The following is a 17,058-nucleotide window of genomic DNA, read 5'->3' on the forward strand; positions in this document are numbered from 1 at the left end:
GAACGGTGGTGAGGAACGGCTGTCCGCGCTGGACGACTCAGCGTCCGAGGAGCAGGGTGAGGCCTTCCACCGGCCCGGCGAGCGCCGCCTTCATCTGCCGGGTCACGGCGTCCACGAGCACCTCGCTGCCGCCGCTCTCGACGCCGTCCAGGACCGCCTCCACGACCTCGACCGGGGCGATCTTCTGACTCGGTATCCCGGCGACCATGTCGGTGTCGGCGAGCCCCAGGTGCACCCCGACCACCTGGGTCCCCTGCTCCGCCAGCTCGATGCGGAGGGAGTTCGTGAGCGACCACAGGGCCGCCTTCGAGGCGCCGTAGGCGGCCGCGCCCGCGCCCCAGGACAGCACGGAGTGCATATCGACCAGCGCGCCGCCGCCCCGCGCGGCGAGGACCGGGGCGAACGCACGGGCCACCCGGAGGGGCCCGAAGACGTTCGTCTGGAACGTGGCCACCACATCGGCCATGTCCGCGGTCAGCAGCGGCGAGGGCAGGAGCACTCCCGCGTTGTTGATGACGATGTCCACGTCCGTGGCCCGGTGCGCGAGAGCGGCGACCGCGTCCGCGTCGTTGACATCGAGGGAGACGGCCTCGACCCGCGGGTCCTCACCGGAACTGGGCTTCCGCGCCGTCGCGTAGACCTTCGCCGCTCCGCGCCGGAGCAGTGCCTCCACATACGCCTTGCCGATGCCACGTTGGCCTCCGGTCACCAGCACCACGGAACCATCGATCGCGACCATGTCGGACCTCCTCAGTCGAACGTGTCGAACCGCGCGCTGGAACCGGCAGGGGCCGTGGCCCATCAGGCCCCGGCCAGCGGCGCGCACGGAATAGATTATTAGCATCATCTAAAATGGGCCGCAAACACCGGCGCCAATATCATCGACGCGGTACCGGCGTCCGGCTGGCCTCCGGTACCCCAGTCCGGCACCGCACGCAGAAGGAAGTACCGACCATGCCCCGAGCGTCCCGAGCCGAGGCCGAACGCCACCGCGAGCAGGTGATCGCGGCCACCGCGAACCTGGTGCGCACCCACGGCGCCGACAAGGTGACCGTGCCGCAGGCGATGGCGGCGGCGGGTCTGACCCACGGCGGCTTCTACCGCCACTTCGCCTCGAAGGACGACCTGGTCGCCCAGGCGTGCTCGGCCGCGTTCGCCGAACGCCTCGCCGCCATGGAGGAACCTCCCGAGGGCCAGGACACGAGCGCCGCCCGGGCCGCCTTCCTGGCCACCTATCTGTCCTCCCGGCACCGCGACAACCCCGGACTGGGGTGTGCCGCCGCGGCACTGGCGGTGGACGCCGCACGGGCGGAGCCCGGTGACCCGCTCAAGCGGGCGTACACCGAGGGTGTGCGCAACCTGGTCGGCGGGATGGAGCGCAACGCGAGGGCGTCCGGCGACACGGCGGCCGACCAGAGTTCCGTTCTCGTCGAACTGGCCACCATGGTCGGGGCGTTGGTGCTGTCACGGGCCTGCGCGGGCGACGAGCTGTCGGACCGCATTCTGACGGTGGTACGCGACCATGTCCTCGGCGGGCATGAGCACACCACCGACGGGAAGGACGCGTCCGGCACCGCCGGGTGAAGCACACTCCCGCCAGGGGCCCGGACCCATCTGGCGCCCGCCTTCTCGAGGGCGCGCCCGCGTAGGATCCGGCCCGGGCGCGGGCTACCGTCGAAGCGCCGAGGACAGCAGCGCCGCGAGGGGGTCGCCGTCGAGGAAGTCCAGCAGCTCACCCACGGTCGGCCCGGTGGCGGGGCCGTGGCGGGTGACCGCGAAGGCGGCCGCCGCGTTGGCACCCCGTACGGCGTCGTTCAGATCCAGCCCGCGGCCGAGGAGGGCCAGGAACGCTCCCGTGTGGGCGTCACCCGCGCCGTTGCTGTCGACCGCGGTCACCCGGCGGCCGGGGACGTGCGCGGGCTCTCCGCCTGGCGGGACCAGCCAGCAGCCGTCCGCGTCGGCACGCAGCAGTACACCGGTGCGCCGGCCCAGCCGGGCGGCGAGCGCCGCCGCGGCCTCCCGCGCGTCGTTCCGGCCGGTCAGCAGCCGCCCCTCGCGCTGGTTGCAGCTGACCCAGTCACAGCGCGCCAGAACGGGCTCAAGCACCTCCTCCGGGATCTGGTCGGCCAGCGGGCCAGGGTCGAGGAAGACCCGGATGTGCTCGGGCAGCCGTGCCATGAGCGAGGCCAGGACCGGGCCGTTCACCGGGTAGGCGAGCCCGTATCCGGAGATCTGCACCAGGTCGCCGGGGCGCAGCGCGGCGAGCACTGCCGTGGCGTGGGCCCCGGTCAGCCGGGCCTCCGCGCCGAGGCTGGTGGCGAAGGTGCGCTCGCCACCGCCGTCGACGAAGGCCACGCAGAACCCGGTGTCCTCCTCCGTGACCGGAGGCAGCGGCGCCTCGACGCCTTCGCGGGCGAGGTCCGCCCGCGCCCGGTCGCCGAACGGGCCGGTGCCGTGGGCGCCCGCGTACACGGCCGGGAGCCCCAGACGGCGAGCGGCGGCGAGGACGTTGAATCCGCCGCCCGTGGTGAGGGTGGTGTCCTGGGAGACGATGTCGCCGCCGCGCTCGGGCAGTGCGGGCACCCGCATCACCAGGTCGACGATGGCGTTGCCGAGCAGGACCAGCCGACCGCCGCCCGCGGCCTCGCGGGACACCCCGGGGACGCCACGGTTGAAGGCGCCGGGGACGCCGTCACGGGAGGCGTTGGGGACATCGGCGTGGCCGCTCATGAGACCTCCCCGGCGGCCGGGGCGGGCAGCACCTGCTGCTGGGGAGGTTGTGCGGACGCCTCCTCGCGCACGGCGCCGTCGAGCCGCCGCAGCAGGGCGTAGACGACGGCCGCGAGCACCAGGGTCACCACCCATCCCAGCCCGTTGGACCCGATCCAGCTGTGGGCGAACGGCCCGGAGAACCACACGTCGGTGGCGCTGGTGCTGGCCTCGGTGAACAGCAGGCCCACCACGATGGCCGCCGCCCAGGCGATCATCGCGGCCCAGGCGACCCCGCCCCGGAACCAGTAGCGGCTGGAGCGTCCGACGTCCATCAGGGCCGCGCCGTCGTAGGACCGGCGGAGTATCAGGTCGACCGCGAAGACGCCCACCCAGGCGTTGATGGGGACGGCGAGGAGGGTGAGGAAGGTGATGAACGGGCCGTAGAAGTCCTTGGCGATCAGGATGAAGTAGATCCCGCCCGCGAAGGTGACCACCACGTCCAGGCCGACGGCGAGGGTGCGCCGGACCCGTATCCCCAGGGTGATCATGGTGAGTCCGGCCGAGTAGACGGACAGGTGGTTGGAGAGCAGCAGTCCGCCGAACGCGGCGATCAGATACGGGATGGACATCCACGAGGGCAGCATCGTGTTGATCGCCGAGACGGGGTCGGAGGCGGAGGCCAGATCGGGTTCCCCCGCCGCGAGGAGCGAGCCCAGCGAGATCAGCACCACCAGCGGGATACCGGCGCCGAACGCGGAAGCGGCCACCAGCCTGCCACCGGGAATCCGGCGGGGCAGGTAACGGGCGTAGTCGGCACCGGTGTTGGCCCAGCCGATCCCCGTTCCGGCGGCGATCATGCCGACGCCCACGACCATCGAGCTCACCGGCCCGACCGGGGCGTGGAAGACCTTGCCCCAGTCCACGGTGGCGGCGAGAAAGCCGATCACGACCAGGTTGAGCAGCCCGAAGACATAGCTGGCCCATCTGTTGATCCACATGATGGTGGCGTGGCCCAGGCCGCTGATCAGCAGGGTGCAGCCGATGAAGACCAGCAGACACACCACGGTGAGGACGCTGTTCCGCCGGATGCCGAAGGCCACGTCGAGCAGCGCCAGCAGGGCGAAGGCGGCCGTGGTGGTGTTGATGGTCTCCCAGCCGAGCCGGCTCAGCCAGGTGACCAGGGTGGGCCCCGCGTTGCCACGGACCCCGAACACCGCGCGGGAGAGGGTGAGGGCGGGTGCTCCGCCCCGCTTTCCGGCGATGCTGAGGGCGCCCACCAGGGCGAAGGAGCCGAAGGACCCGAGGATGGCCACGACGGCCGCCTGCCAGATGTTCAGGCCGCGGAAGCTGACCAGGGCCGCGCCGAGCGGCAGACCGAGGATGCTGATGTTCGCGGCGAACCAGGTCCAGAACATCTGGCTCGCATGGCCGTGGCGCTCGGCGTCGGGAACCGGCTCGATGCCTCTGGTCTCCACGGAGCCGACGCGGTCGTTCTCTGAAGCCGCCATGGTGGTACCTGTCTTTCTGTCCGGGGGCACTCCGGTGCGGATGTGGGGGCGGGGGTGTGGGTCACTCGGCCGTGTCGGCGCGCAGTGCGAGCAGGGCCTTGGCCAGCGGTTCCAGGTGGAGGTCGTTGACCGAGCGCAGGGTGGCGAGGGCGTCGTCGGGCAGCGCCGAGGCGCCGCCGACGGCACCGGCTATGGCGCCCGCGATGGCGCCGATGGTGTCGCAGTCGCCGCCGAGGTTGGCCGCCAGCAGGCAGGCCCGCCAGGGCTCGCCCTCGGCGAGGGCCAGCACGGCGAAGGCGGCGGGGACCGACTCCTGGCTGGCGACGCTGGTGCCGACCAGGTCGCAGACGCGGTCCAGGGCCTGCCGCTCGGGCAGTCCGCGGACCAGGTCCACGGCCCAGCCGATGCGGGTGGCGATATCGGCCCCGGCGACCCAGTGGCCGCGTTCGGCGCCGGCGGCGGCCACCGTGATCGCCGCGCCGATGGCGTCCTCCAGATCGCCGCCGTCGACGCCACGGCTCACCGCGGCGGCCACGGCGGCGGCGGAGGCGATGCCGATGGAGGTGTCATGGGTGACCTGGCACGCCTCCGCGACCCGGTCCAGGAAGGGCTCCAGCGGTGTGTCGGGGAAGGCGACGCCGACCGGGGTGATCCGCATGGCCGCACCGTTGGTGGCACCGGACTTGCCCGCCTCCTCCGGCGGCACACCGCGGGACACCGCCTCCAGGGCGGCCTTGGTGGAGGGGCCGAGCAGATCGAAGGAGCCCTTGGCCTTCATGGCGCGCTCCCACTCCAGGAGTTCCTGGGCGAGCCGCAGCGGTTCGATCCGGCCGCCGGACCCGGTCAGCAGCCCGCCGACGATGACGGCCTGGTCGGTGTCGTCCGTGACCGAACCGGCGGGCATTCCGGCGCTCACCGGGTTGTCCTCCGGGCCGGGTTCGAAATCGGTGACGGTGCCGAACCGGGCGACGATGGACCGCCGGGACATGATCTGGGTGGGCATGCCGAGGGCATCGCCCATCGCCAGGCCGTAGAGGGCGCCGAGCGCTCGGTCGTGCTGGTGGTTCATTCGGACTTCCTGTCAGTGCGCGGAGGCGCGGGTACGTCGGGCTCGGGCGGGCGCGGGCGTGGCGGGCGGTCTCACTCGCCGCCGCCCAGGGCCGTCTCGTCGGGGCTCTCGCCGAAGCCGAGGTGCAGCTGGAAGCGGGCGGGGTCCAGGAGGCTGGTCACCTGCTCGACGATCCGGCCGTCGGCCCCGCGGCTGACCCGGCGGGTGTTGAGCCAGACCTCGCCCACCTGGCGGCGGAGCAAGGTGGCCTCGTCGGCTGCCAGTTGGCGCACGGACGCCCACTCGTCCCCGTGGGTGGCACGGATGCCGACCGCTGCGAGGGTCTTGGTCAGCGAGCCGTCGAGGAGCCCGCCCACGGGGGTGTCCGCCAGGGCCGGGACCATGGGCACCCGGCTGCGCTCCAGCGCGACCGGAGTGCCCTCGGGCAGCACCCGCAACCGGTCGAGCGCCATGAACTCAACGCCCTCGATGCCCAGTTCACCGGCCAGCCGGGCGTCGCGCACCGCTTCGAGCCTGAGCACCTCGGTGGTGATCTGGGCTCCCTGGTCGGCCAGTGCCCTGGTCCAGCCCAGCCGGTTGTCCAGCAGGCCGCCGTCGAAGGTGACGAACGAGCCGACGCCCGCGTGGGTGGAGATCAGCCCCTGCTTGCTGAGCTCGTCCAGCGCCTGGCGGACGGTGGCCCTGCTGACCGCGAAGCGCCGGGTGAGCGCGTGTTCACCGGGCAGCCTGGTGCCCGGTTCCAGGGCCCCGCTGTGGATCTCACGGGCCAGGACGCGGGCGATGCGCTGATGCTTGAGGACCTGTTTAGGCATGTCCGGACGTTAGCCATACATGTTTAGTCCTGTCTAGAGGCGCATGCACTCGAATCGGGAACTGATCACTTTCAGGTGAGGGCAGCGGGAAGGCCGATGGCACGGCCCGCCACAGAGCGGGCCGTGCCATCGGTGGGCAACGGGCGGGAGCCTGGTCAGGCCACGTCGTGCAGGATCGCCGCCAGCTCACCGGGCCGGTCGAACATCGGCCAGTGCCAGCCGGGCAGTTCCCGGTACGCCCACCCCTCGGTCGCCATGTGGCGGAACGCCGGGACGACACCGATCCGCGCCCGGACCTCCGCCACCGGGAAGCTGCACAGCACATGCAGCCGTGGCAGCTCCTCCCAGGCCTCGGTCAGCCGGACCGGGGTGGTGGCGGTGGCCCACGGCTGCGGCACCGACAGCCCCACCAGCCGTTCGAGCACGTCATCCGGCAGCCCGGGCGCCTCGGAGGCCAGCCGCCGCCACGGCGGGGGCGGCAGCCGCCAGCCGTCCCCCTTCGTACGGACCAGCTCGGCGTTGCGCGACTGCTCCTCCGGCGGGGTGAACTCCAGGTGGGACATTCCGTCCGGCAGCGGTCCGCTGTCGATGAACACCAGGCGGCCGATCCGGTCCGGCATCCGGTCCGCCACGCTCGGGACCACCACCGCACCGGCATAGCTGTGCCCGACCAACACCACATCGTGCAGGTCCTCGTAGCGGATCAGGTTGAGCACATCGGTGATGTGGGTCTCCAGGTCGGTGTCCGGCCGGGCCAGGTGCGCCCGTTCGCCCATCCCGGTCAGGCTGAGGGAGTGGACGTCGTGTCCACGGCCGCGCAGGTCATCCGCCACCGGGCGCCAGGCCCAGGCCCCGAGCCAGAACCCGGGAAGAAGTACGTAGGTTGCCATGGCTCAGACGCTAGGAGGGTTACCGGACAGGATCCGCCCGGTATTCGCGGAATACTTGCCCGGTATGAACCGACCGACCGCCCGGGTGCTCGCACTGCTGGAGATCCTCCAGGCCGGTGGCACCCGTACCGTCGCCGAGCTGGCCGCCCGGCTCGGTGTGGACGAGCGCACCGTCCGCCGCTATGTCGGCCAGCTGATCGACCTGGACGTCCCGGTCCGGTCGGTGCGCGGCCGCTACGGCGGGTACCGGCTCGCGCCCGGCTATCGGATGCCACCGCTGATGCTCACCGACGAGGAGGCGCTGGCCGTGCTGCTCGGCCTGGTCGCGGGCCGCCGGGCCGGGCTGGTGACCACGTCCGTCGCGGCGGCGGAGAGCGCCGCGGCCAAGGTGCGCCGGGTGCTGCCCGAGGCGCTCGGCCGCCGACTGGACGCCCTGCTGGCGACCGCGGACTTCACCGCACCGGCCCGTCCCATGGTCGTCCCGGAGACCGGGGTGCTGCTGTTGCTCGCGGAGGCGGCGCGGGACCGCCGGCCCGTCGCCATCGGCTACACCGCCTGGAAGGGGCGGCGCAGTGAGCGCACGGTGCGTCCGTACGGGGTCGTCGCGCACTCCGGGCGCTGGTATGTGACGGGGGCGGACTCGGCCAGCGGCGAGGTGCGCATGTTCCGGCTGGACCGGATCGAGACGGCCTCGGTGCTACCGGGCTCGTTCGATGTGCCCGAGGGGTTCGACCCGGCCGCGCGGGTGCTGGCCGGGCTGGCCGGGGTGCCGTATGCGCACGAGGTGTCGCTCCGGGTCCGGGGCACGGCCGATGAGGTCCGCCACCGGCTCCCGCCCGGGCTCGCCACCGTGCGGGAGCTCCCGGCCGGCCCGGCGCGGGACGCCGCCGCTGACTCCGGGGCGGCGGAAGGCAGCGGATGGGTACAAGTCGAGCTGCGGACCGAGCGGCTGGAGTGGGTACCCTCCGTACTCGCCTGGCTGGACCTCCCGTTCGTGATCGAGCGTCCGGACGCGCTGCGCGACCATGTGCGCGCCCTGGCCCGCCGACTCACCGTGTGCGCCGAGGCGACCGCCGATGCCACCGAGTGACACCGGATCCTTCGGACACACCGGGCCGTGCCGGTGCGGCGCTCAGCCGCCGGGCCACCGTACGGCGGTGTCGGCCACGGCGGAGCGCGCCCGCTCCAGGGTTTCGGTGTGCCCGAACAGGCCCGGCAGTCCGCCGGTGTGTATGAAGACCGTGCGCTGCCCCGGGCGCACCTGGCCGTCGCGGACGGCCGCGATGAGACCGGCCAGGGCGCGCCCGGTGTAGATGGGGTCGAGAACGATGCCCTCGGTGCGGGCCGCCGTGGTGATGGCGTCCATGACCGGCTCGGTGAGCGCGGAGTAGCCGGGCCCGACCTGGTCCAGCCGCAGCCGCAGCGATGTGGCCAGGGGCTGTCCCGCCAGCCCCTGGACCAGGTCGCCGACGGTGTGCTCAGGGTCGGCGACGGCCCCGCAGTGCACCCCCAGCACCCGCTCGGCACCGAGGGTGTGGACGAGACCGGCCATGGTGCCGCCCGATCCGACCGCCACCACCGCCGTGGCCAAGTCCGGTTCCTGTACCAGGAGTTCCGTCCCCGCCGCGGCATAGCCCCGGGCGCCCAGCACACTGGAGCCGCCGAAGGGGATCACCGCGGGCCGGTCGCCGCGCTCGCGCAGGTTTCGGGCCACGTCCTCGACGGCCGCCGCGAGTTCCGCCTCGCTCACCTCGCCCGCCCATACGACGCGGGCGCCGAAGAGACCGTCGAGCGCGATGTTGCCGGTCATCCCCTCGCTCGGCGCACCGGCGAGGACGAGGACCACGTCCATGCCCAGCCGGGCCCCGGCCGCGGCCGTCAGACGGGCGTGGTTGCTCTGGGCGGCCCCGCTGGTCACCAGGGTGGTGGCGGCCCCGGCACGGGCGGCCCCGGCCGTCCACTCCAGCTTGCGGACCTTGTTGCCCCCGCCGCCCAGCCCGATCAGATCGTCACGCTTGACCCATAGGTCACCGGGCTCCAGCCCGATGGCACGCGCCAGGCGCGGCGCGGCCTCCAGCGGTGTGGGCCGACTCATCAACTCGGCCCGCATGGTGTCCTGGTCCTGCGCGTTGTCCTGGTCCTGCGGGGTGTCCTGACGCTCTTCTGACACGATCGCCACCTTCCAGCCAGCCTGCAGCATGGAGACTACGTGCCGTTCCTCTACTCAGCCGCGGAGGGGCCGGGCGCGAGGCGCTGCCGCTCGAGCTCGACGTAGCGGGCGCGCATCGCCTCACTCGCGGCCGGGCCCGCGGTGAACACGTACATCTCGCTGTCGTCGAGGCTCCGGCCGGTGCGCGCGTCCACCACGACGGGATGGGCCTCCTCACCGGTGCGGGCGTCGACCAGGATCATGGCGCGCTCCTCCGGCGCGAGGTGCTGATTGCCCCAGGCGGCCAGCGCGACGACCACGGGGCGCAGCGAGCGGCCGCGCTCGGTCAGCACGTACTCATGGCGCACCGGGTTGGTCTGGTAGGGGCGCCGCTCCAGGAGGCCGTCCGCCACCAGGGTCTTCAGCCGTGTGGTGAGCATGCTGGTGGAGATGTTCAGGCTCTGCTGGAACTGGTCGAAGCGGGTATAGCCGTCGAAGGCGTCATGGAGGATCAGCAGCGTCCACCACTCCCCCACGTGCTGAACCGTGGTCGACAGCGGGCACTCACGGTCCTCCAGCCTGATCCGGCTTGCCATTGCGACACCCTCCCGAGTTACTGCTAATGTGAAAGTTACTTGCTTCTATTTTAGCAGTCACAAGGGGTGCGCCCTGCGCGCGCTCCGGAACGGACAGCCTTGCCCACACCCCCCAATGACTCTCTCTCCGGCCGTCGTGCCCTCGTCACCGGTGGCACCAAGGGCAGCGGAGCGGCGATCGCCGCCCGGCTGCGGACGGCCGGTGCGACCGTACTGGCCACCGCGCGCTCCCGGCCCGAGGACGTCCGCGACGAGGACTTCATCGGCGCCGACCTGACCACGCCGGAGGGCGCGGAACACATCGCGCGGGAGGCGCGGCGGCGGCTGGGCGGCATGGACATCCTCGTCCATACGCTCGGCGGCTCCGGCGCGCCCGCCGGTGGCTTCGAGACGGTGTCCGAGGAGATCTGGCAGCAGGAGCTCAACCAGAATCTGCTCGGCGCCGTCCGTCTGGACCGCGCCCTGATCCCGGGCATGATCGAACGGGGCGGAGGCGTGGTGGTCCATGTCTCCTCGATCCAGCGCCGGATGCCGCTGTGGAACGGCACGCTGGCCTACGCCGCCGCGAAAGCGGCGCTCACCACCTACAGCAAGGGCCTGGCGAACCAGGTGGCGCCGCTCGGCGTGCGGGTGAACACGGTGTCCCCCGGGTTCATCCAGACCAGCGCGGCCGACGCGCTCATCGACCGCATCGCCAAGCGGACCGGTGACCGGGAATCCGCCCTGGCGTCCCTCATGGATGCCCTCGGGGGCATCCCCCTCGGGCGCCCCAACCGGCCCGAAGAGGTCGCCGAACTCGTCGCCTTCCTCGTCTCCGACCGGGCCTCCGCCATCGTCGGCGCCGAGCACGTCATCGACGGCGGCACGGTACCCGCCGTCTGAGCACCGTCCCATCCGACCCCGTCCCGAAAATCATCCGCCCCACCATCAGCGAGGCAGCCATGACCGATCACACCACACCCCTCGACGCCGCCGATCTGCCCGACACCGTCAAGCGGTACCTGAAGGCACACAACGAACGCGACGTGGCCACGGCCTCGGCCACGCTGGCGCCGGACGCGACGGTCGTCGACGACGGCGGCGTCTACGAGGGGATCCCCGCCATCGAGCAGTGGCTGGCCCGCGCCACCTCCGAGTTCACCTACACCACCACGTTCCTCGGGGCCGAGCGCGAGGGCCCGGACCGCTGCACCGTCACCCAGCGGCTGGAGGGCGACTTCCCCGGTGGCACCGTCGACCTCCGCTATCGCTTCACCCTCCATCAGGGCCTGATCAGCCACCTCACCATCGCCCCCTGAGCCGCTTCAGACGCCCTCCACCGCGGGGCCATCGGACACCCGCCCGCACCCGACCGGCCCCGCACGGGGGGTGTGGTCACAGGGCGACGGGCGACGGCCCGTGGTGGCGCCAGGGGGTGCCACGGCGCTCGTAGGCGAACAGCTCCTCGACGGCGTGGGCGATCCGCGGCCCCACCTCGCGCTCCAGCAGGTACAGGCCCAGATCGAGGCCGGAGGTGACACCGGCGGCCGTGACGAGGTCGCCGTCGTCGACGACGCGGGCCCTGACCGCGTTGACGCCGGTGGCATCGAGCGTGTCCAGGCCCATGTGGTGGGTGGTGGCGTTGCGGCCCTCGAGCAGACCGGCCATGGCCAGGACGAGCGAGCCGCCGCACACCGTGGCGACGGTCGTCTCCGGGCGGTCCATGGCGGCCTTCAGCAGCCCCGGCAAGGCGGTGTTCAGGGTGCGGCCCAGCAGGACGGGGATGAACTCGTCCTCCCGCCACTCCCCCTGCCGCCCGCCACCCGCATCCGCATCCGCGCCGTGGTCGGGGACCTCGCCGGGCTCTCCGACCCGTCCGGCGGCGCCGGGCAACACCACCAGGTCCGCCCTCGCGGGATCCAGGGCGGCCGTGGCGCGCAGCGGTACGCCGCCGACCCCGCTCACCACCTCACGCGGCCCCTCCGCGGACACCAGCTCCGCGCGCAGCGCTCCTCCGGAAGCCTTGCCACCTGCGTGCAGAACTTCGTAGGGGGCGAGCGCGTCGAGGAGGTCGAAGCCGTCGAACAGAACGATCTGGGCGAGCATAGGAATGTTCCCTCATATGCGGTGATGGCCAGTCGTTCTGGCCTGTTCCGACGCTATGTGAGGGCGGAAACGGCTCCCAGTGGCAGGAGCGACATGGTTCAACGGGATCCCGCCAAGCGGACTGGCGGGATCAGCCCCCTCAGACACCCCTCAGCAGCCGGACACCCCTCAACCACCTCTCAGGCCGCGTCGGGCGGCATGTTGTACGGCGTGACGACCTGGATCGGCGAGGGCAGGGACGGGCCGTCGTCGGGGAGGGCCCCATGGGCCCGCATGATGATCTGGCAGGCGCGGCGCAGGTCCTGCCGCAGATCGTGGTGGAGCACCGCGGACAGCCGGCGCTCGCGCAGCAGCCGGGTGTTGTCGTGGTCGAGGTCGTGGGCGATGAACACCTCGTAGCCGCGGCCGAGTTCCTCGAAGGCCCGGATCGTCGCGGTGTTTCCGCCGCCGATCGAGTAGACAGCCCGGATGTCCGGGTCGCGGCGCAGCGCCCGCAGGACCAGGTCGCGCTGGGTGGCGTCCAGGCCGTCGCTGTCGGTGACCTCGACGAGCGTACGCCCGGGGTGTGCGTTGCGCAGGGCGCTGCGGAAGCCCATCTCGCGTTCCTCCTCACCACGGAAGAACCCCCGGCTGAGGGTGGTGAGCACATTGCCGGGGCGGTCGCCGAGCCACTGGCCCATGAGGTACGCGGCGGTGGCTCCGGCGGCGCGGTTGTCGATGCCGACGTAGGACCGGCGCGCGCTGCCGGGCAGATCGGTCACTAGGGTCACCACCGGTATGCCCGCGGCCGTCAGGCGGCCGACGGCCGCCGTGACCTCGGGTACGTCGGGCGCCTTCAGGACGATTCCCTGGCAGCCGCCGCGCTGGGCGATGCGGTCCAGCGTGGCGATCAGCTCCGCCACCGGACCGGTCTCCCGGAAGTGGAAGCGCGACCGCAGCACCGCCGGGCGCAGCGAGGGCAACTCCGCCTCCAGGGCGGCGCGGACCGCCGAGGAGAAGCGCTCGGGAGCCTGCATCACCATGTCGATCATGAAGGTGCGGCCGCCGATGCGGACCTGGGTGCGCTGCCGGTCCAGGTCCTTGATCGCCTGGTGAACCTCCCGCGTGGTGCTGTCGCGCACCCCGCCCCGGTTGTTCAGGACCCGGTCGACGGTGGCTTCGCTCAGGCCCGCCTGCCGGGCGATCTCCCGGATGGGATACGGATGGGCCATCGGCGCGCCTCCCTGAGGGATTTTTGATGGGCTGCTGAGGATTGCTCGACGCTCGGCCGATCACAACACTGGCAGAAAGCCGCAGCCCACGGGAAGGATCGGTAGGCAATGCCCCTCATCGCTCCGAGGTCTCATGCCTGGCTCAGTGAGGCCGACTGTTCCCTCGACGCATTCCGCGCCCTGGTCGAGCGGACCACCGACCCCCGCGACCACCCCGGTGCCGACGCCGTGGAGCACAACGTCCCCGTCTACGACGGCGACCGTCTGCGGGCCCGGGCCGCCACGGCGCCCGGCCGCCGGGAGGCACAGGCCGAACTGGTCCACGCCCTGCTGGACGGCCCCGGCATCGTGGTGTTCAAGGGTGCCTTCCCCGACGCGTCGGTCCTGGACCGGGCCACCGAGGCGTTCACGGCGCTGATCGAGCGGGAACAGGCGGCGGGCACCGCCCGCGGTGACCACTTCGCCAAGCCCGGCGCCAACGACCGGGTGTGGAACGCGCTGGAGAAGCTGGCCCTGAGCGCGCCGGAGGTCTTCGCCGACTACTACGCCAACGATCTCATCGCCCTCGTGGCCACCGCGTGGCTCGGCCCGGGCTACCAGATCACCTCACAGATCAACCAGGTCAACCCGGGCGGCGCGGCCCAGAGCGTGCACCGCGACTACCACCTGGGTTTCCTCTCCGAGGCGCGGGCCGCGGCCTACCCCGCCCATGTCCACCGGCTCTCCCCCGTGCTGACCCTGCAGGGCGCGGTGGCCCACTGCGCCATGCCGGTCGAGTCCGGGCCGACGCTCTATCTGCCGTACTCGCAGGCGTACGAGCCCGGCTATCTGGCCTGGCGCCGCCCGGAGTTCATGGCCTACTTCGCCGAGTACCACGTCCAGCTGCCGCTGGAGGCGGGTGACGCGGTCTTCTTCAACCCCGCGCTCTTCCACGCCGCCGGACACAATCGCTCCGCGGACATCCGGCGGATGGCGAACCTGCTGCAGATCTCCTCCGCCTTCGGCCGCGCCATGGAGACCGTCGACCGCGAGGCGGTGGCCAACGCCGTCTTCCCCGTACTGCGGAGGCGCAAGGCCGAGGGCGCCACCGAGGACTGGCTGAACAACGTGGTCGCGGCCTGCGCCGAGGGCTATCCCTTCCCCACCAACCTCGACCTCGACCCGCCGGTCGGCGGCCTCGCCCCGGACTCCCAGGCCGACACCCTCCGGCGGGCCCTGGAGCGGGACTGGACCCCGGACACCCTGCGCACGGAGCTGCGGGCCGGTGCCGAGCGCCGCCAGAGCTGAACCCCGCCAAAGCCGAAGCCAAAGCCAGAGCCGAGGCCGAGGCCGAAGCCGAAGCCGAAGCCGAAGCCGCCAGAGCCGAACGCCGCCAGCACCGAAGGAGACGGACCGCCGATGGGATTGCTGCAGGACAAGATCGTCCTGGTCAACGGGGGCAGCCAGGGAATCGGCGCGGGCATCGTCCGCGCCGCCGCCCGCGAAGGGGCCACTGTGGCCTTCACCGGGCGCCGCCCCGACGCCGGTGAGTCGCTGGCCGGGGAACTCGCCGACCAGGGAGCCACGGCCTCCTTCGTCCGCGCCGACCTGGCCGATGCCGCGCAGGCGCGCGGCAGCGTGGAGCGGGTGGTGGCGGCCCACGGCAGGATCGACTGCCTGGTCAACTCCGCCGGGCTCACCTCGCGCGGGACGCTGCTTGACACCACGCCCGAGCTCTTCGACGCGCATGTCGCGATCAATCTGCGCGCCCCGTTCTTCGCCATGCAGGCGGCCGTCGCCGACATGGTGGCCAGGAAGGCCCCAGGCACCATCGTCAACATCATCTCCAACTGCGCACACGGCGGACATCCGTTCCTGGCGCCGTACTCGGCCGCGAAGGCCGGGCTCGCGGGCCTGACCCGCAACGCCGCCCACGCCCACCGCTGGGACCGGGTCCGGATCAACGGCGTCAACCTGGGCTGGACCGACACCGAGGGCGAGGACGTCATCCAGCGCACCTTCCACGGCGCGGGCGACGACTGGCGGGAGGAGGCGGCCCGCGCCCAGCCGATGGGCAAGCTCGGCCAGGTGGACGAGATCGCCGATCTCGTCGTCCTCCTCCTCTCCGACCGCAGCGGGATCGTCACCGGCTCGGTCATCGACTGGGACCAGATCGTCCTCGGCGGACTCGGCTGACCCGGCACACCGACAGCAGCACCGCCCCGAGGGAACCCGTCCGCAAGCCACACCGTCACCACCCGCACCATCAGAAAGGGACCCGACTCCCATGCGCATCGGCATCATGGGCCTGGGCCGGATCGGCGCCTTCCACGCCGAGACCCTCTCCACGCTCGACGCGGTGGACTCCCTCGTGGTCACCGACCCGGTCACCGCCGCAACCACCACCGCCGCCGAGCGCTTCGGCGCCCGCGCGGTCGACTCCCCCGCGGCCGTGCTCGCCGCCGGTGTGGACGGCGTCGTGATCGCGGCGGCCACCGACGCCCACCCCGAACTCATCCTCGCCGCCGTGCGGGCGGGCGTACCGGTCTTCTGCGAGAAGCCCGTGGCGCGCACGATCGGGGAAAGCCTCGATGTCCTCCGCGCGGTGGAGGGCAGTGGGGTGGAGGTCCAGATCGGCTACAACCGGCGGTTCGACCCCGGGTACGTGGCCGCGCGGGCGGCCGTGGTCAGCGGTGAGCTCGGGCCGCTGCACACCGTACGGTCCACCACCTTGGACCCCGAGCCGCCCCCGGCCGCCTATGTGGCCGTCTCCGGCGGCATCTTCCGCGACTGCGCCGTGCACGACTTCGACACCGTCCGCTGGATCACCGGCCGCGAGGTCGCCGAGGTCTACGCCACCGGTGCCAACCGCGGCGCCGAGTACATCGCGGCCGCCGGAGACGTGGACACCGCCGCCGCCCTCCTCACCCTGGACGACGGCACCCTCGCCGTGGTCTCCAACACCCGCCACAACCCGCGCGGTTACGACGCCCGGCTGGAGCTCCACGGCATGACGGACAGCGTGGCCGCGGGCCTGGAGGACAAGCTGCCGCTGCGCTCCGTGGAACCGGGCGCCACCTTCCCCGGCGGCACCCCGCACCACTTCTTCATGGACCGCTTCGCCGCCGCCTACCGGGCCGAGCTCACCGCCTTCACCGAGGTCGCGGCGGGCCTGCGGCCCTCGCCCTGTACGGTCGCCGACGCCGTCGAGGCGGGCTGGATCGCCGAGGCCTGCACGCTGTCCCTGCGCGAACACCGCCCCGTGGCCATGGAGGAGGTACGCACGGCCTGACGGCGGCCCATCCGCCGCGCATCGAGGTACCGGGCGCGGCCCGCCCGCTACGCAGTGGCCCCGCCGCCGGGCGGGGCCCCGGCCGGGCTCAGTCCGCCGGCTCGGCTGCCGCCCCCGGCCCTGCGGCCCCGGGCGCGCCCGCGCGCAGGCCGTCCATGACGAGGTCCAGGAGCCGTCGGGCGCGCGCCTGCCCGTTCTCGTCGGGGCCGATCTGCCAGAGACCGGCGATGGCGAGCAGGAAGTCATCGGTGGTGACGCCCGGGCGGATGGTGCCGACCTCCTCGTTGGCCCGCAGCAGGAGCGCCACGGCCTCGGTCATCTGGCCGTGTCCCGGTTTCTCCTGGCCGCAGGACGCGCTGATGGCCTTGTGCAGCGCGTCGGCGAGGCCGGCCTTGGCCATGGCGAACCGGGCGAGGTGCCCCATCCACTCCCGCAGCGCCTGATCCGGCGCACGGGTACGCAGCAGCTCAGCCGCGGTGTCGGCCACCTGGCGCATTTCATGGCGGTAGATCTCCAGGACAAGGTCCTCGCGGCTGGGAAAGTTGCGGTACAGCGTGCCCTGCCCAACGCCCGCCTTCTTGGCGATGGTGCTCAGCGGAACGTCCGCCGAGCGGGTCAGCTCCGCGAGCGCCACTTCCAGGATCCGCTCGCGGTTCGCCTGCGCGTCCGAGCGCAGACGCGCGTCCGAGCGCAGACGCTCGTCCTTCGCCGCCGCTGCCCGTTCCGCTCGCCCTGCCCGCACTCGTCCTCCCTCC

18 protein-coding genes are annotated in these 17,058 nt (G+C 72.5%); 7 read left to right on the top strand and 11 right to left on the bottom strand.

What is annotated here, in order from left to right:
• Positions 1-37: 37 nt before the first annotated feature.
• Entirely contained in the window at positions 38-739 is a 702-nt protein-coding gene (locus tag VT50_RS11425) for an SDR family oxidoreductase (protein WP_046089490.1), read from the bottom strand.
• A gap of 215 nt (positions 740-954) precedes the next feature.
• Between VT50_RS11425 and VT50_RS11430 the strand changes: the two genes are divergently transcribed.
• On the top strand, positions 955-1,584 hold the full coding sequence (locus tag VT50_RS11430; protein ID WP_046089489.1) for a TetR/AcrR family transcriptional regulator: 630 nt from the start codon (positions 955-957) through the stop codon (positions 1,582-1,584).
• 84 nt (positions 1,585-1,668) lie between these two features.
• Here VT50_RS11430 and VT50_RS11435 read toward each other — a convergent pair whose 3' ends face one another.
• The 5 genes from VT50_RS11435 to VT50_RS11455 all read right to left on the bottom strand — a co-directional run bounded on the left by VT50_RS11435 (position 1,669) and on the right by VT50_RS11455 (position 6,991).
• A complete protein-coding gene (locus tag VT50_RS11435; protein WP_078840936.1) occupies positions 1,669-2,730 on the bottom strand; it encodes a PfkB family carbohydrate kinase in 1,062 nt (353 codons plus the stop codon).
• Positions 2,727-4,220, bottom strand: a complete 1,494-nt coding sequence (locus VT50_RS11440; RefSeq protein ID WP_046089488.1) for a purine-cytosine permease family protein — start codon at positions 4,218-4,220, stop codon at positions 2,727-2,729. The genes VT50_RS11435 and VT50_RS11440 overlap by 4 nt, the downstream gene beginning before the upstream one ends.
• A 61-nt stretch (positions 4,221-4,281) precedes the next feature.
• Complete coding sequence (locus tag VT50_RS11445; protein ID WP_046089487.1) at positions 4,282-5,289, bottom strand: ADP-ribosylglycohydrolase family protein; 1,008 nt, start codon at positions 5,287-5,289, stop codon at positions 4,282-4,284.
• Positions 5,290-5,360: 71 nt separating this feature from the next.
• A complete protein-coding gene (locus tag VT50_RS11450; protein WP_046089486.1) occupies positions 5,361-6,101 on the bottom strand; it encodes a GntR family transcriptional regulator in 741 nt (246 codons plus the stop codon).
• Between the two features lie 155 nt (positions 6,102-6,256).
• Positions 6,257-6,991, bottom strand: a complete 735-nt coding sequence (locus VT50_RS11455; RefSeq protein WP_046089485.1) for an alpha/beta fold hydrolase — start codon at positions 6,989-6,991, stop codon at positions 6,257-6,259.
• A 64-nt stretch (positions 6,992-7,055) separates the two neighbouring features.
• Between VT50_RS11455 and VT50_RS11460 the strand changes: the two genes are divergently transcribed.
• Complete coding sequence (locus VT50_RS11460; protein WP_046089484.1) at positions 7,056-8,081, top strand: helix-turn-helix transcriptional regulator; 1,026 nt, start codon at positions 7,056-7,058, stop codon at positions 8,079-8,081.
• A gap of 42 nt (positions 8,082-8,123) precedes the next feature.
• Here the strand turns inward: VT50_RS11460 and VT50_RS11465 are convergent, their stop codons facing one another.
• Together VT50_RS11465 and VT50_RS11470 are read right to left on the bottom strand one after the other, a co-directional pair.
• Positions 8,124-9,161: a pyridoxal-phosphate dependent enzyme gene (locus tag VT50_RS11465; protein WP_420822189.1), complete on the bottom strand. Its 1,038-nt coding sequence runs from the start codon at positions 9,159-9,161 to the stop codon at positions 8,124-8,126.
• A 50-nt stretch (positions 9,162-9,211) separates the two neighbouring features.
• Entirely contained in the window at positions 9,212-9,736 is a 525-nt protein-coding gene (locus VT50_RS11470) for a winged helix-turn-helix transcriptional regulator (protein WP_046089483.1), read from the bottom strand.
• A gap of 99 nt (positions 9,737-9,835) precedes the next feature.
• Between VT50_RS11470 and VT50_RS11475 the strand changes: the two genes are divergently transcribed.
• Complete coding sequence (locus tag VT50_RS11475) at positions 9,836-10,618, top strand: SDR family oxidoreductase (protein ID WP_046089482.1); 783 nt, start codon at positions 9,836-9,838, stop codon at positions 10,616-10,618.
• Positions 10,619-10,677: 59 nt separating this feature from the next.
• The gene (locus VT50_RS11480) at positions 10,678-11,034 is read left to right on the top strand and encodes a nuclear transport factor 2 family protein (protein ID WP_046089481.1); all 357 of its coding nucleotides are present in this window, start codon (positions 10,678-10,680) and stop codon (positions 11,032-11,034) included.
• Between the two features lie 76 nt (positions 11,035-11,110).
• Here the strand turns inward: VT50_RS11480 and VT50_RS11485 are convergent, their stop codons facing one another.
• Both VT50_RS11485 and VT50_RS11490 read right to left on the bottom strand, forming a co-directional pair.
• A complete protein-coding gene (locus VT50_RS11485) occupies positions 11,111-11,821 on the bottom strand; it encodes a DJ-1/PfpI family protein (protein ID WP_046089480.1) in 711 nt (236 codons plus the stop codon).
• 179 nt (positions 11,822-12,000) lie between these two features.
• On the bottom strand, positions 12,001-13,032 hold the full coding sequence (locus tag VT50_RS11490; RefSeq protein WP_046089479.1) for a LacI family DNA-binding transcriptional regulator: 1,032 nt from the start codon (positions 13,030-13,032) through the stop codon (positions 12,001-12,003).
• Positions 13,033-13,140: 108 nt separating this feature from the next.
• Here VT50_RS11490 and VT50_RS11495 point away from each other — a divergent pair, with 108 nt between their 5' ends.
• The 3 genes from VT50_RS11495 to VT50_RS11510 all read left to right on the top strand — a co-directional run bounded on the left by VT50_RS11495 (position 13,141) and on the right by VT50_RS11510 (position 16,303).
• A complete protein-coding gene (locus tag VT50_RS11495) occupies positions 13,141-14,319 on the top strand; it encodes a phytanoyl-CoA dioxygenase family protein (RefSeq protein WP_046089478.1) in 1,179 nt (392 codons plus the stop codon).
• Between the two features lie 111 nt (positions 14,320-14,430).
• Positions 14,431-15,207, top strand: a complete 777-nt coding sequence (locus VT50_RS11505) for an SDR family oxidoreductase (protein ID WP_046089477.1) — start codon at positions 14,431-14,433, stop codon at positions 15,205-15,207.
• Between the two features lie 91 nt (positions 15,208-15,298).
• Positions 15,299-16,303, top strand: coding sequence for a Gfo/Idh/MocA family protein (locus VT50_RS11510; protein ID WP_046089476.1), 1,005 nt, complete (start codon positions 15,299-15,301; stop codon positions 16,301-16,303).
• 88 nt (positions 16,304-16,391) lie between these two features.
• Here the strand turns inward: VT50_RS11510 and VT50_RS11515 are convergent, their stop codons facing one another.
• Positions 16,392-17,045, bottom strand: a complete 654-nt coding sequence (locus VT50_RS11515; RefSeq protein ID WP_046089475.1) for a TetR/AcrR family transcriptional regulator — start codon at positions 17,043-17,045, stop codon at positions 16,392-16,394.
• Between the last annotated feature and the right edge of the window lie 13 nt (positions 17,046-17,058).

The organism is Streptomyces antioxidans (genome assembly GCF_000968685.2).
Taxonomy (GTDB): Bacteria; Actinomycetota; Actinomycetes; order Streptomycetales; family Streptomycetaceae; genus Streptomyces; species Streptomyces antioxidans.